The sequence below is a fragment of the Saccharothrix sp. NRRL B-16314 genome (assembly GCF_000716595.1).
Lineage (GTDB): Bacteria > Actinomycetota > Actinomycetes > Mycobacteriales > Pseudonocardiaceae > Actinosynnema.
Genome location: NZ_JNXC01000008.1, coordinates 232,861 through 246,310 on the forward strand (window position 1 = coordinate 232,861; position 13,450 = coordinate 246,310).

12 protein-coding genes are annotated in these 13,450 nt (G+C 72.5%); 4 read left to right on the plus strand and 8 right to left on the minus strand.

Going from position 1 to position 13,450, the window contains the following annotated elements; all coding sequences use genetic code 11:
- The first annotated feature begins 61 nt into the window (after window positions 1-61).
- The 3 genes from OQ02_RS16000 (at window position 62) to OQ02_RS16005 (ending at window position 5,061) form a co-directional block, all read left to right on the plus strand.
- Entirely contained in the window at window positions 62-799 is a 738-nt protein-coding gene (locus OQ02_RS16000) for a DUF6544 family protein (protein WP_033439178.1), read from the plus strand.
- Between the two features lie 227 nt (window positions 800-1,026).
- Window positions 1,027-1,218, plus strand: coding sequence for a hypothetical protein (locus OQ02_RS43790; protein WP_156077072.1), 192 nt, complete (start codon window positions 1,027-1,029; stop codon window positions 1,216-1,218).
- A gap of 105 nt (window positions 1,219-1,323) precedes the next feature.
- Window positions 1,324-5,061 carry a S8 family serine peptidase gene (locus tag OQ02_RS16005; RefSeq protein WP_197043355.1) on the plus strand — a complete coding sequence of 1,246 codons (3,738 nt, stop codon included), beginning with the start codon at window positions 1,324-1,326 and terminating at the stop codon, window positions 5,059-5,061.
- A gap of 206 nt (window positions 5,062-5,267) precedes the next feature.
- Here the strand turns inward: OQ02_RS16005 and OQ02_RS44805 are convergent, their stop codons facing one another.
- Entirely contained in the window at window positions 5,268-6,065 is a 798-nt protein-coding gene (locus OQ02_RS44805) for a hypothetical protein (protein WP_033439180.1), read from the minus strand.
- 213 nt (window positions 6,066-6,278) lie between these two features.
- Here OQ02_RS44805 and OQ02_RS16015 point away from each other — a divergent pair, with 213 nt between their 5' ends.
- Window positions 6,279-8,576 carry an NACHT domain-containing protein gene (locus tag OQ02_RS16015; protein WP_051772370.1) on the plus strand — a complete coding sequence of 766 codons (2,298 nt, stop codon included), beginning with the start codon at window positions 6,279-6,281 and terminating at the stop codon, window positions 8,574-8,576.
- Here the strand turns inward: OQ02_RS16015 and OQ02_RS16020 are convergent.
- From OQ02_RS16020 to OQ02_RS16050, 7 genes are read right to left on the minus strand one after another with little or no spacing between them, the layout of a single operon-like run.
- The gene (locus tag OQ02_RS16020; RefSeq protein ID WP_156077073.1) at window positions 8,560-9,561 is read right to left on the minus strand and encodes a hypothetical protein; all 1,002 of its coding nucleotides are present in this window, start codon (window positions 9,559-9,561) and stop codon (window positions 8,560-8,562) included. The two genes, OQ02_RS16015 and OQ02_RS16020, sit on opposite strands and share 17 nt — an antisense overlap.
- Window positions 9,562-9,575: 14 nt before the next feature.
- The gene (locus tag OQ02_RS16025; protein WP_033439182.1) at window positions 9,576-9,920 is read right to left on the minus strand and encodes a hypothetical protein; all 345 of its coding nucleotides are present in this window, start codon (window positions 9,918-9,920) and stop codon (window positions 9,576-9,578) included.
- A gap of 28 nt (window positions 9,921-9,948) precedes the next feature.
- Window positions 9,949-11,529, minus strand: a complete 1,581-nt coding sequence (locus tag OQ02_RS40980) for a hypothetical protein (RefSeq protein ID WP_051772371.1) — start codon at window positions 11,527-11,529, stop codon at window positions 9,949-9,951.
- Entirely contained in the window at window positions 11,526-11,831 is a 306-nt protein-coding gene (locus tag OQ02_RS16035; RefSeq protein ID WP_033439183.1) for a type VII secretion target, read from the minus strand. The genes OQ02_RS40980 and OQ02_RS16035 overlap by 4 nt, the downstream gene beginning before the upstream one ends.
- Window positions 11,828-12,256, minus strand: coding sequence for a YbaB/EbfC family nucleoid-associated protein (locus tag OQ02_RS16040; RefSeq protein ID WP_033439184.1), 429 nt, complete (start codon window positions 12,254-12,256; stop codon window positions 11,828-11,830). Before OQ02_RS16040 ends, OQ02_RS16035 begins: the two co-directional genes overlap by 4 nt.
- On the minus strand, window positions 12,253-13,074 hold the full coding sequence (locus OQ02_RS16045) for an ESX secretion-associated protein EspG (protein WP_051772372.1): 822 nt from the start codon (window positions 13,072-13,074) through the stop codon (window positions 12,253-12,255). The genes OQ02_RS16040 and OQ02_RS16045 overlap by 4 nt, the downstream gene beginning before the upstream one ends.
- The gene (locus OQ02_RS16050; protein ID WP_051772373.1) at window positions 13,071-13,448 is read right to left on the minus strand and encodes a hypothetical protein; all 378 of its coding nucleotides are present in this window, start codon (window positions 13,446-13,448) and stop codon (window positions 13,071-13,073) included. Before OQ02_RS16050 ends, OQ02_RS16045 begins: the two co-directional genes overlap by 4 nt.
- Window positions 13,449-13,450 lie beyond the last annotated feature (2 nt).

A 13,450-nucleotide genomic window follows, 5' to 3' on the forward strand; every position in this document is an offset into this window, starting at 1 on the left:
TCCCTTCGGCTCTGCCACCCATCCCGCGGCCCGACCAGGATCGAAGGCGGAGGTGCCACCCATGACGAGCACGATTCACGCCGGTCCCATCACCGCGGACCACATCGCACACCTGCCCGCGCCGGCACAGCGCTACCTGACGTTCACGTGTGTGCCGGGACGCCCGGCCGACGTGTCCTTCCACGCCACCGCGCACGGGTTCTTCCGCACGCGCCCGAACCAGCGGTGGATCGCCTGCACCAGCGAGCAGCACAACGACGCCACCGACCTGACCCGGGACTTCCGCCTGCGACTCAGGCTCGCGCACCTCATCCCGGTGCGGGCGCGGGACCTCTACGAGGAGGGCCACGGTCGGATGCACGCCACCGCCCTCGGCCTGTTCACGGTCGCCGATGGCCAGGGCCGCGAGTTCGACCTCGGCGAGCTGGTCACGTTCCTCAACGACGCCGTCCTGCTGGCACCGTCGATGCTGCTGTGCCTTCCCGTCGAGTGGACCGCCATCGACGAGCACACCTTCGGCCTGACCCTGACCGACCACGGCAACACGGTCACCGCGCAGGTCACCGTGGACGACCGCGGCGCACCACGCGTGTTCACCACGGAGGACCGCTGGGCAGTCCTGCCCGAGGGCCCGCGCAGGACCCGCTGGTCCACCCCGGTCGACGGCTGGTGCCTGGTCGCGGGCCGCATGCGCCCCCGGCGCGGCACCGCGGTCTGGCACCTGCCCGACGGCCCCTTCGCCTACGCCCAGTTCGACTACACGAATGCGGACATCACCTACGCCACAGCGTCTGGTTGACGAGCACCCACCGGTCGGGACGGGCGAGGGTCAGGGTGTACGCGGTCGCGCGGCGAATCCAAGTCGGTGGACACCCCGACACGACCTGGTGACCTGCACGACCGGGTGGGGCACCTCCGACTCGTGGCGCGGATCGTTCGGGCCCAAGCCGTAGCGCGGTCGACTCGCCGTCCAGCAGAGGGCCCGGGGAACCCCCGACGTAGAACGACATCGCCACCCCGACCCCGGTGAAGCGCAGGCGCCGCAGGCGCTTCATGGGGCAACGAATGCGCTGCCCGGTGACGTCGACCTGCTGTGGTCGGCGCGCCGACGCACGCGAGCGGCTCGATGCGCTCGCGCCCGTCGACCGTGCCGTCGGCGTCATCGCGTTCGACACCAAGGCGGAGGTGGGGTGGCTGTCGGGCTCGGCCGCAAGGTGACTCGCATGGAGCCGCACCGTTCTGCGCGATCCGGGCAACGCCATGTCGTTCCCATGCGTCCATAACCAGTGGGGCACAAGCCTTTCCACTGATGGGGGATTGCGCATGAAACGACGAGTACGGCTGCTCGCGGGCGTGGCGGCTCTGGCCGCCGCGATGGCGACAGCGCCACTGGGAGCGGGCAGCGCGGCGGCGGTCCGGTTACCGCAGGGCACGACGCAGGGAGGTGCGACGGCGACCGACGGGCAATGGGTCACCTTGGTCAGCGGCCACCGCGTGTTCGTGACGCGCGACGCGCAGGGCCGTTGGTCGGTGCTCACCGAGCCCGAGGCGGACGGCAGGCCCGCCGCGTTCATCCAGTACGCCAAGCGCAACGGCACCGAGACCGACCTCTACGTGGTGCCGCAGGTGGCGGCGCCGCTGGTGCAGTCCGGGACGCTGGACGAGGAGCTGTTCAACGTCTCCGGGCTGGTCCGGCAGCGCTACGACGACGCGCACAGCAACACGATGCCGCTGCTGGTCGAGTACGCCGACATGACCGCAGCCGCCGCGCCGGAAGGTGCCGAGGTCGAACGGGAGTTACCCGACCTGCGCTTGACGGCCCTCGCGGAGCGCAAGACCGACGCCCGCCGGTTCTGGTCGGCCGTCACCGGCGGTCAACCGGGTGTGGCCCAACTGGCGGGTGGCCCCCGCCGGATCTGGCTGAACGCGCGCATCCAGGCGTCGCTGGACGTCAGCGTCCCGCAGGTCGGCGCGCCCGCCGCGTGGGCCGACGGCCTGACCGGCGAGAACGTCACGGTGGCCGTGCTGGACACCGGCTACGACAGCACGCACCCCGACTTGGCGGACAAGGTCGCGGTCAGCCAGGACTTCAGCGGCACGGGCAGCACGCGGGACGGCAACGGGCACGGCACGCACGTCGCCTCCACCATCGCGGGCTCCGGCGCGGCGTCGGGCGGCAAGTACAAGGGCGTCGCGCCGGGCGCCAAGCTGGCCATCGGCAAGGTGCTCGACGACACCGGGTCGGGCCGGATGGACGACGTCATCGCCGGCATGAGGTGGGCGGCGGCCGAAGCCGGGGCCAAGGTGGTGAACCTGAGCCTCGGCTCGGGCCCCACCGACGGCACCGACCCGGCGTCGCAGGCGATCAACGCCCTGAGCGCCCAGTACGGCACGTTGTTCGTGGTGGCGGCCGGGAACTCGGGCCGTGACGAGTCGGTCTCCAGCCCGGCGGCGGCCGACGCGGCGCTCGCGGTCGGCAGCGTCACCAAGTCCGGCGCGCTGTCGGACTTCTCCAGTCGCGGTCCGCGGCTGACCGACGCCGCGGTCAAGCCGGAGATCGCCGCGCCGGGCTCGGACATCGTCGCGGCCAAGGCCGCCGACGCGCAGATCGGCGAGCCGGTGGGCGAGCACTACACCAAGCTGTCGGGCACGTCGATGGCCACGCCGCACACCGCGGGCGCGGCGGCGATCCTGGCCCAGCAGCACCCCGACTGGACCGGTGACCGCCTCAAGGCGGCGCTGGTCGGCACGGCGGCGCCGGTGGCGGAAGCGGGCGTGTACGCGGTCGGCGGCGGTCTGGTCGACCTGGCCAGGGCGACCACGCAGGACGTCCAGGTCGCGCCGGGCACGGTCAACTCCTACCTGAAGTGGCCCGCTTCCCAGCCGGAAGCGCGTGCGGTGACCTACACCAACCCCACCGCCGCGCCGATCACCCTGGCGTTGGGCGTCACGCTGGCCGACGCGCAGGGGCAGGCTCCGCCGGCCGGGTTGGCCGTGCTGTCCGCGTCCTCGGTGACGATCCCGGCCGGGGGCAAGGCGGACGTCACGCTGACGATGACGCCGCGGTCGGGCAAGCCCGGCGTGTACGGCGGCGTGCTCACCGCGACCTCCGCGGACGGCGCGATCCGGCTGCGCACCCCGGTCGGCGTCCACGACGAGCCGGAGAGGCACGACCTGACCGTGTCGGTGAAGAACCGCGACGGCGCCGCACCCGGACCCCGGGACAACTCCATCGTGCTGGTGGTCGACGTCGACAACGGTGAGACGTGGTTCGGTTCACCCGGGCAGACGCTGCGGGTGCCCGCGGGCAGGTACGCGGTGGTCGGCGCCGCGAGCACGCCCAGGCCGGGCGCGCTGCCCCTGGAGAGCACCTTCGTCGACCCCGACGTGCCGGTCTCGCGCACCACGACGGTGAACTTCGACCTGCGCAAGGGCAAGCGGGTCTCGCACACCACCGACCAACCCGCGGCGCGCGGCGGCGTGTGGAACTCCCAGTTCCGCTTCTCGATCACCAACCGCCCCGAGTACCCGACGGGCTTCGCCTACATGGCCGACCCCCGGTTCACCGAGCTGTACGCGCAGTCGGCAGAACGGCGGCTCGTGCCCTGGTTCGGCTACGCGGACAACCTCCGACTGGAGGAACCCGAGCTGGAGGTGTTCGCCGAGGAACCGCAGCGGTTCGAGCTCCCCGCCGGCTGGCTGCGCGGATCGCCGACACCGAGCGGCAGCCAGCGGCTGGCGACCGTCCACGGTGGGCAGGGCACGCCCGAGGACTTGGCGGGCGTCGACGCCAAGGACAAGCTAGTGGTGCTGGAGCTGCCCGGTGAGCTGAGCTACGACGAGGTCTACGCGCGCATCCGGGCGGTCAAGGACGCGGGCGGCAAGGCGGTGGCGGTCGGCGTGCTGGAAGAGGCGGTGGCGGCTAACCGGCTGGCCGAGGACTTCCCGGCCGTGCTGCCGACGCTGCGGCTGTACGCCGAGCCGGGCCGGAGGTACGCCGACCTGGTCAAGGCCGGCGGGGTGACGACGAGCATCACCGCCCGGTCCAGCAGCGCCTACCGCTACGAACTGGCCTACCCGTCATCGGGACAGCTGCCCGCGAACCTGACCACGGTGGCCAAGACCGCTGACCTCGCCGCGGTGCACATGGTCTACCACGGCGGCACCGAGCAGGAACCGCCGATCACCACCGCCTCGGTGGAAGGGCTGACCGGCGAGATCAGCACCCAGTGGGGTCTGCCCGGTGTTCCGCACGCCGAACGCGTCGAGCACTTCACGCCGGGCAAGTGGCGCATCGGGGTGGGCGGCTGGTGGGCCGCGGCGGGCACCGGCTACGAGCGGGCCGCCCTGGAGGCCGGGAAGTCCTACCGGATGCAGTGGAACGCGGCGGTGGCCGCGCCGGGGTTCGCCGGCACGACCTCCAACGAGTTCGGCGAGAACCACCCGTGGGCCTGGCGCGTCGGCGACCTGCTGGACATCACGGTGCCGTTCTTCGCCGACGCCGCCGGGCACGCCAAGGCGGCGCAGCCGTTCGGCTACGACAAGGGCTCGACCGCGCTGTACCGGGACGGCGTCGTCGTCGGCACGCAGGACCAGCCGGGACGCGGTGTGTTCGTCGCCTCCCGTGACGAGGGCACCTACCGGTTGACCGCCGACGTCAGCCGCGAGGGCCAGCCGTGGTGGACGTTGTCGACGAAGGTCAGCGGCAGCTGGACGTTCCGCTCCGGGTTCCGCCAGGGACCGGGTGGGGCGCTCCCCCTGCTCTCGGTGGGCTTCGCACCCCCCGTCGACCTGCACAACGTCGCGCCGGGCGGCCGGTTCTCCTTCCCGGTCACGGTGAACAGGCAGGACAAGGCGCCCGACACGACGTCGCTGGAGCTGGAGGTCTCCTTCGACGACGGCGTCACCTGGACGCCCGTTCCGGTCAGCCGTGACGGCACGCGGTGGACGGCCACCGTCACCAACCCGGCCGGCGCGTTCGCGTCGTTGCGCGCCAAGGCGGCGGACACGGACGGCAACACCGTGGACCAGACCGTGATCCGCGCGTACCGGGTCGGCTGACCGGCGGTCCGAGCGCGAGGCGGGTTGTCCGGGCACGTCCCGGGCAACCCGCCGCTGCACCACCTCCCCCGTACGCGGTGCCGATGCGCTACGAGGAGGTCGCCGACCCGGAGCACGAGTTCCGCACGCACGCCGGACGGCTCGCACACGTGCTGCCCGTCGGCCGATGGTTCGACCTCGCCGCCCCCGCCTCCGACCGCCGCCGCTCAGAGCGGATAAGGGCTGGTCGGCAGGCGCATGATCGGGTCGCAGCGTTCGCAGAGCACCCGGCCTGGACGCCTCCACAGAAGGCGTCCGCCGCATCCCTCGCACTCCAGGCTCGACTCGGTGAGGTGCGACGCGTTGTGGCACTCGGTGGGCCCCGACGAGGCGCGGTCGGCACCCGGCGGTCTTCCGGGGGTGTAGCGGGCGGAGTCGCCGGTCAGCGACTCGTAGAGTCCCAGGTCTTCCGGTGGGACCAGGTACACGGTCCGGCCGGTGGTCACGAGCGGCACCGCTCTGCCGGCGGGGACCAGAGCTGCCACGTGGTCCAGCTTCAAGCCGTGCCACGGCTTGAGCTTCGGGTGATCGCCACCGCAGTGGCGGCGATTGTTCGGGCACCTGTCGAAGTTGTGCACGGTGCACTTGGCGATGTCGACACGGCGCAGACCGGTGGCCACGGCCGACCCGCGGGGAGGCAGGTTGTCCCACGGGATGTGGTTGCAGCCCACCGAAGGCACCCGGTGGAACCACTTCGGCAAGCGCTCCGCCGCGGTGAACCACAGCGACAACCAGCCGGCCCGATGCGATCGAGCGGTGCGATCACTCGCCGTCGACACGGTGATGTGTGAGGGCTGGACCTCCACGCCGGTACGGGTGGGGCCGTGGATGGCGACGTCGATGATGCCGCCGGTGTGGGTCGTGAACTCGGTGTCGCTGCGGTAGCCGGCGTCGTCACCGGCCCGGTGCCAGTACTCCTTCTGCCGCTTGTGCTCGTCGCTCGCCCGTGCGATCTCACTCGTCAAGACGGCCCCGCATTCTCACGACCAGTAGGTGGTTGAGCGAAGAGGTGCGTACCGCGATGGTACGACGCCTGGCGAGCGGCATGGGCGGGCTCGTTGCCCTGCAAGGGAAAGACCCGGTCGTCAGCGCGGCAGGCGGACCGCCGGGGACGCGAGAGTCGCGTCGCTCCGAGATCGGCGGTTTCAGCGTGATCGATCTTCGCTACCGTGAGTCAGGTGACGGACCGGTTCGGTGTGTTGTTGCGTCAGTTCCGCCGGGATGCCGGGTTGACCCAGGACGAACTGGCCGTGCGGTCCGGGATTGCGGAGCGCACCATTCGGCGGTTCGAGACCGAGTCGCGCGCCAACCCCCAGGCGAGCACCGTGCGGGAGCTCGCGGAAGCGCTGGGGCTGGCGCAGGCGGACCGCGCGAGGCTCCTCGCCACGGTCGGTGAACCCACATCACCGCGCACCGCATCGCCGGACGAACCCGGGGGAACGGCGGCCCCCAAACCCGACCCCGGGCGCTACATCACGGCGAACGAACGTGAGCTGATGGAAGCGGCGGACGAGCTCACCGACGTGGTGCGGGCGCGGTGGCAGCACGAGGAGATCCGGCGGCGGATCCACGATCCCGGCCCGTTGCCGCTGCGCTGGCGCTCGGCCGACACGGGGCTGACCGATCCCGACGCGCCGACCGACCTCGCCGGCACCCTCGACCAGGTCGTGTCCTGCTACCGACGCGTTCCGTCAGGGCGGCTGGTGGTGCTCGGCAAGGCCGGCGCGGGCAAGAGCATGCTCGCGGTGCGGCTCGTCCTCGACCTGCTCAACCCGTCGACCGCGGCCGGGGCGGTCCCGGTCGTCATCGGCATCAGCTCCTGGCACCCCGTCAGGACTTCCTTCCACGAGTGGCTGGCCGGCCAACTCACCCGGCACTACCCCGGCCTGGCCAAGCCGAGCCGCAGCGGATCGACGCTCGCGGCCCGGTTGATCGAGAGCGGACGCATCCTCCCGGTCCTCGACGGCTTCGACGAGATCGCCGACGGTCTGCACCAACCGGCGCTCGCCGCCCTCAACCAGGTCGCCCTGCCGCTCGTGCTGACCTCCCGACCGGACCAGTACCGGGACGCGGTGCGGACGGCCCGCGTCCTGCGCGGCGCGGCAGCGGTCGAGTTGGCCGATCTCACCGTCGCGGACCTCGCCGGGTATTTGCCGCGCACCGCCGGCACGACCGCCGGCGACACCGCGAACCGCTGGGACCCGGTGCTCCGCGCGCTGGCCGAGCACCCGGACCACCCGCTGGCCGCCGCGCTCACCACCCCGCTGTCGGTGGGCCTCGCCCGCGTCATCTACAGCGACACGACCGGCCCGGACCCGGCCGAACTGCTGGACGCCGAGCGGTTCCCCACCGCGGCGAGCATCTCCGACCACCTGTTGACCCGTTTCGTGCCCACCGTGTACCGGCCCGAACCGCTCGACCGGGCCGTGGGCCTCGACCAGCGGTGGTCGGCCGAGCAGGCCGCCCGCTGGCTCCGCTTCCTCGCCGCGCACCTGAGCAGGCGGCACACCACCGACCTCGCCTGGTGGGAGTTCGGCACGGCGTTGCGCCGACGGTCGCGGACCCTGGTGCTCGGGCTGTTCGCCGGCGTCACGGCAACGGTGGTCGACTGGCTGGTGGAGGGTGTCGCGAGCGCCTTCGGCACGCGCATCGGATCGAGCCCCTGGTTCCTCTCCGGGCTGCTGATCGGCTTCTTCGGTGCCGTGCTCATGGTGATCAGCTACGGGTTGGTGATCGGCCGCGAGGTGCCGGCGCCGCTGTCCCTGCGGATCAGCGTGCGGAGCGGTGGTCGGCGGCTGACCGCCGAGAAGAGGAGCCGGTTGCGGCTGGGTGTGCTGTGCGGGTCCGTGTTCGGCGTGTGCCTCGGCACCGCGCACCGGCTGCTCGACGTGGTGACGTCCCGCTCGGCCTCCTCGCTCATGGCCTGGGTGGTCGACGCGGCGCTGTTCGGGGTCGTCTACGCGCTCGGGGTGGCGTTGGTGTTCTGGGTCCTCGGGCTGATCGAGGCGCCGGTCGACCTGACGTCGGCCGGCGGTCCCGCCGACCTGATCCGGGCCAACCGCGCGTTGCTGGTCGGCCCGGTGCTCGTGCTCATGCCGGTGTTCGCGGGGTTCGTCGTGGGCGTGGCCGAGCTGTTGGACGGGCTCGACGCCGCCCGTCCGCTCGGGATCGACCTCGACTGGGCACCGCAGCTCGTGCTCGCCGCCGGCCTCGTCAGCGCGCTCGGGGGCGGTGCGGGTTACCTGTTCGGCATGACGCCGTGGGGTCAGTGGCTGGTGTTCGCACGCATCTGGCTGCCGCTCACCGGGCGGCTGCCGTGGGCGGCGGTGGCGTTCTTCGAGGACGCGTGCCGGCGCGGCGTGCTGCGCCAGTCCGGTCCCTACTACCAGTTCCGCCACGCCCGCCTGCAAGACCACCTCGCCGCCGCGCGCACCGGGCACCCGACCGAACGGGAGCGGGCTACCGATCCGGGGTGAACTCGGCTTCGAGCGCGGGCAGGTTGTTCCCCTGCTCGTCCAACGAGTCGACCTCGGGCGGCGCCGGGAACACGAACAGCGAGTTGGTGGCCGGATCCCGCAACCCGGCGCCGAGGTGGTCGATCGCGGCGACGATCTCCTTCTCCTGGTCGTGGTACGACTTGGCCGCCTCGCCGAGGACGGCCTTCATGTCGGAGTCGGCCGTGTTCGGGCTGTCGTGGCTGATGACCCGGGCGACCTGCGGGCTCATCCGCAGGTTGTTGAACCCGGTCACCACCGATGCGGCGTCCTTCGCCGAGACCGCGGCCAGCCCACCCGCGGCCACGCCTCCCCAGACGGTCCAGGCGGTGCCCGCGGCGATGCCGACGAGCAGGACGACCTGGACGGCGTCGCCGACGCTGACCTTCGCCACCTTGTTGAACGCCTCGATCGCCTTCTGGCCGGCGTTCCAGACGTCCTCGTTGAGCTTCTTCCGCAGGTGCATGTGCATCGACAGCGACGCGGCCAGCAGGTTCACCGCCACGACCTGGTTGTCGACCTTCTCCTCGAACTTCGTGAGGACCTTCTCCTGGAAGGCGTTCTTGGCGTGGCCGTGCCAGCCCTCGATCTTGTCCTTCACGTTCTGTGAGATCTGCATCGGCGTGTCCTTGCCGGCCGAGTCTCCGACAGCACCACCGATGTCCGGCACCGGAACCCCGGTCGCTCCCGGTTCCAGGGTCGGGAATTTGTGCGTGAGCGCGAACGACGTGCTGCCGAGCGTGTCGAGGGCGCGCTGCATGCCCTTCGGGTCCGGGGTGGCGAAGCTCTCGTACAGGTCCGGGTAGGTCATGTAGAACTCGGTGTCGGGCGTCAGGTCGACGTCGAAGGGATTGCCGACATCGAGGCCGAGCAGTGTCAACTCCCGCTCGCGCAGCACGGCGGCGCGTGCCGCGTCGGCGACGTCCTTGCCGAGCTTGCGCAGCTCGTCCTGGGTGTGGAACGCCATCATCGACTCCTGGGTCAGGCCGGGGTGTGGTTCAGCGATTCGGTCTGGCGTGCCATCGCGTCGGCGATCTGCGCGTCGGTGGCGGCATAGGTGTCGACCACGTGCTCCATGGCCTTCCCGATCTTGACCGCGTTGCCCGCGCACGCGTCCAGGACCTTCACGACCTCGTCGCGCAGGCCCGCCCAGCTCGTCGCGAACGCACCGCCATCGGGGCTCACCGGCGGGTCGGCGGCCATGTTGCCGTGGGCCAGGCTGGTGTTGCGAGCGTCGTTCGCCAGCACGGCGTAGACGTAGGACAGGTCCCGGAGATCCTTCCGGGCGACGTTGTTGAGCGATTCGAGGTTCGTCTGGAATGACATCCGCTTCGTCCTCCTTGGCGTGGACGGGTCACCGGTCTTTGGGCGGCTCGGGCGCGGGCGTCGCCTCCAGCGCGCCGTTCTTGCCCAAGCGCCACACCACCTTGACCGGGCGCGCCTCGCTGCCCTGCGGTGCGGGCGCGGGTGCGAGCTGCTGCGGCGGCGGGGTGGGCGTCGCGTGGTCGGGCCACTCGTCCTCCTGCGGCGCGGACGGCCCCCCGATGACGCCGGACTCGTCGACGAGGCCCCGGTCACCGGCGGCGAACGTGTCACCGTCGGCGTTGACCTCGTAGCGGCGTTGGTGGTCGGTGTCGTCGGCGCCCTGCCCCCGACCGGCCGCGGCGGGCGTCGCCATCGGCATGAACGACCCGCCGGCCGACGAGCCTGCGGTGGCGGTGCCGGCCGACGCCCGCCGGCCGTCGGCCGTCTCCCTGGGCACCGCGAAGGTGGACCCGCCCGGGGACAGCCGACTCGGCTGCCGGGAGCCCGCCGTGTCGGTGCTCGACCTGGCGCCGGCGAACGGCGCCACGCCACCGAGCGGGACCCCACCCGCGGCGCCGGCCGACGAGCCGGTCGACGACGGCGTGCCGAGGGTCGCGCTCGGCGTGCTCGGCGCGAACGGCGCGCCGACGGCGGTCGTGGTGCCCGGCGGGAGCGAACGGGCCTGGCCGGTGTCGCCGGCCGCGCCAGTGACACCGGTCGGATCGGTCACGCCGGACTTCGCCTGCCCGGCGTCGGACGCAGTGGCGCCCTCGGCCGCCGGAGTGCCGGTGCCGGTGCCTGTGGGGCCGGTCTGGACGGTGGGTGCCTTCTCGCCGGGCTCAAGGGGTCCGGCCGGGGTGGTCTTGGGCGCGGACGCCTCGGCGCCGCTGCCCTCGGCCAGCTTCTGCAGGAGCTGGGCGACCGCGTGTACGATGGTCAGCACCATCTCGACCAGCTTCATCAGGTTCATGGCGTCGGCCAGCAGGTCCGCCATGACCTTGGCGATCTCCGCGCCGCACGCGGTGGCGATGGTGACGCAATCGGCGATCGCCACCCCGATGCTCGTGCCCATCGTGAACGGGGCTTGGGCGATGCCGTTCGCCATCACCGGGACCATCTTGCCGACGGCCTCACCGATCAGCTGGACGATCCTGGTGAGCGCCTTGACCACGTCCTCGCCCGCGTCGACGATCGCACCGGCGATCGTCTTCGCCGCTTCGGCCGTCGCGGTGATGCCCTCGGCGAACTGGGCGCTGGTGACGCGGTGCCCGTCGGCCGCCTCGCCGGTCCACCCGGTGGTCTCGGTGGTGCTGGTCTGGCGGAAGGCGTCGGCGAGCGCGCGGAGGTCTGCGGCGGCGGTGGCCATGCCCTGCGCCGGCGCGGTCACCGCGCCCGAGTCGCCGCGGAACTGGTCGAGCGGCTTGGCCAGGAACGACACGTGCGGGGTGAGCATGCCGACGCCCGCGCTGCTCAGCGTCGCCAGCGGGTCGGCCGAGGAGATCAGCGGGCCGAGGTCGGCCGGTTTCGGCAGGCCGGCCAGCCGACCGGTGGACCACTCCGCGTTGCGGACCGCGTCGGACACCGTGGCGAGTTCGGCCAGCAGTTGGCCGGTGGTCTGGTCAGTGCTCATCGTTCGTACTCCTGGACGAGGTGGTCGGCGGAGTGTTCGTCGGTGTGCTGGTAGGAGTCCGCGGAACGGCGGATGGCGACGCTCATCGCGTCCGTGGCGGCGGACACGTCCCCGATCGCCGCGTTGGCCTGCCCGAGGGCGTCGGACAACCCGGCGGTGAGGAACTGCGTGAACGAGCCGAGCGCGCCGTCGGCCATGCGGTCCGGCGCCCGGTCGGACACCCCCGCGAGCTGGTCGGCGATGCCGGCGACCGTGTTGGCGTGCCAGCGCAACTGCTCGACATCGACGTCGAAGGCGCTCATTCCCCTCGTACCTCCGGGTGCTCGAAGTAGTCGTCCTCGTCCGCGGCGGACCGGCGGGTGCGGCGGACTCCGGCGGGCGGGTCGTCCGCCTCGGCCGGCAGGTGCGCCTTCACCAGGTCACTCGCCGCGCTCGGGCCGACGAAGTCGGTCATGATCTCGGTGATCCGCCCGGCCGCCGACCGCTGCGCCGCCTTGGCCGTCGCCACGATCAGCCGGGCCAGCGCGTCCGGTTCGAGCGTGCGGGCCTGCGAGGTCAGCCGCAGCCGCTCCAGCGCGCCGCTCACGCCGACCCACGCCTCGACCTCACCGCGCGGGGCGATGGCGTGCCCGCTGACCTGCCGCAGCCGGGCGTTCGCCCGGACCGCGCCGTCCACCGCACCGGTCAACTCCCGTTGGTAGTCGGCCAGCCACTGCTCTGCGCTCACGATGGTTCCCCTCCTGTGCTCGATTCCGCGACACTGCCGGTCAACCGGTGGATGAAGCGGTAGGTGTCCTTGGGGTGCAACGGGTTCACGCTCACCCACCCGTTCCCGTCGCGGTCGACCCGGACCCGCCCGGACGGACCGTCCAACCAGGACAGCTCCTCGGTGCGCCGACCGGCGCGGGTCGCGCCGAGCTGCCCTCGGCCGGTCACCTTCGGCAGCAGCGCGGCCAGCCGGTCCAGTTCGTCCGGGTCACCGCCCGCCGCCGCGGCCAACGCGCGCAGCCCGTCCCGCGTCGCACCATCCGGCTCGCCCGCGGCGGCCACGACCCCGGCGTCCACCGAGATCGGCACGACGAGCGCACCGGGCGACGCCGGCACGTCCCGGCAGAGCTCGTCGGCCAGCGCGTCCCAGGCGAGCCGGGTGACCGCGACGCGGTTGGTGTGATCACGGGTCAACCGCTGTCGGCACACCAGCGCCGTCGACCCGGACCGCAGCGCCAGCACGCCGACCGGGTCGCCGGCGAGTCCGGTCGCCACCAGGTAGACGGTGCCGCTCCGGGCGCGCAACGCGGCCACCAGCTCGGCCGCCACGCCGGTCGGTCCGGCGGCGTCGGCGAGGCCGCGCGCGGTCAGCGTCGCGCCCGCCATGGCCAGCACGGCGGCGCGCTCGTCGCCCGTCCGCCCGTAGCAGGGCACCCGCACCGGGAACGGCATCCGCACCCCGGCGTGCGTGGTCAGCAGGTCGAGCTCGGTGAGCCCGAGGTGCACGGTGTGGGAGCCGCTCGCGGGCTCGCCGGCCAAGGAGCCGATGGCGGTCACGGGAGCAGCCCTCCCGCCACGTCGACGGCCGTGTCGAGCACGGTCGCCGTGGCGCCCAGCGTGTCCGACACGGTGCGGTCGAGGTCGACGTACCCGGTCAGCACCGACACCAGCGACCGGTGGTAGTCCCGCAGCTTGGTCTCCGCGGTGCCGAGCTCACCGGTCAACCCGGCCTGGCCCGCGGTGGCGCGCAACCGGTCGGCCAGCACCAGCGCGAACGGCGAGGTGCCCAGCAGCGGTGGCCGCTCCCCGAGCCGCTCGGCGGACGCCACCAGCTCGGCGATCGCGTCCGTGATCTCACCCAATGTCTTGACCAGCGCGTTCAGTTCTTCGGGTGCGACCACGTAGCCGCGCCCCGGTTTCTCGTCCGGCATGT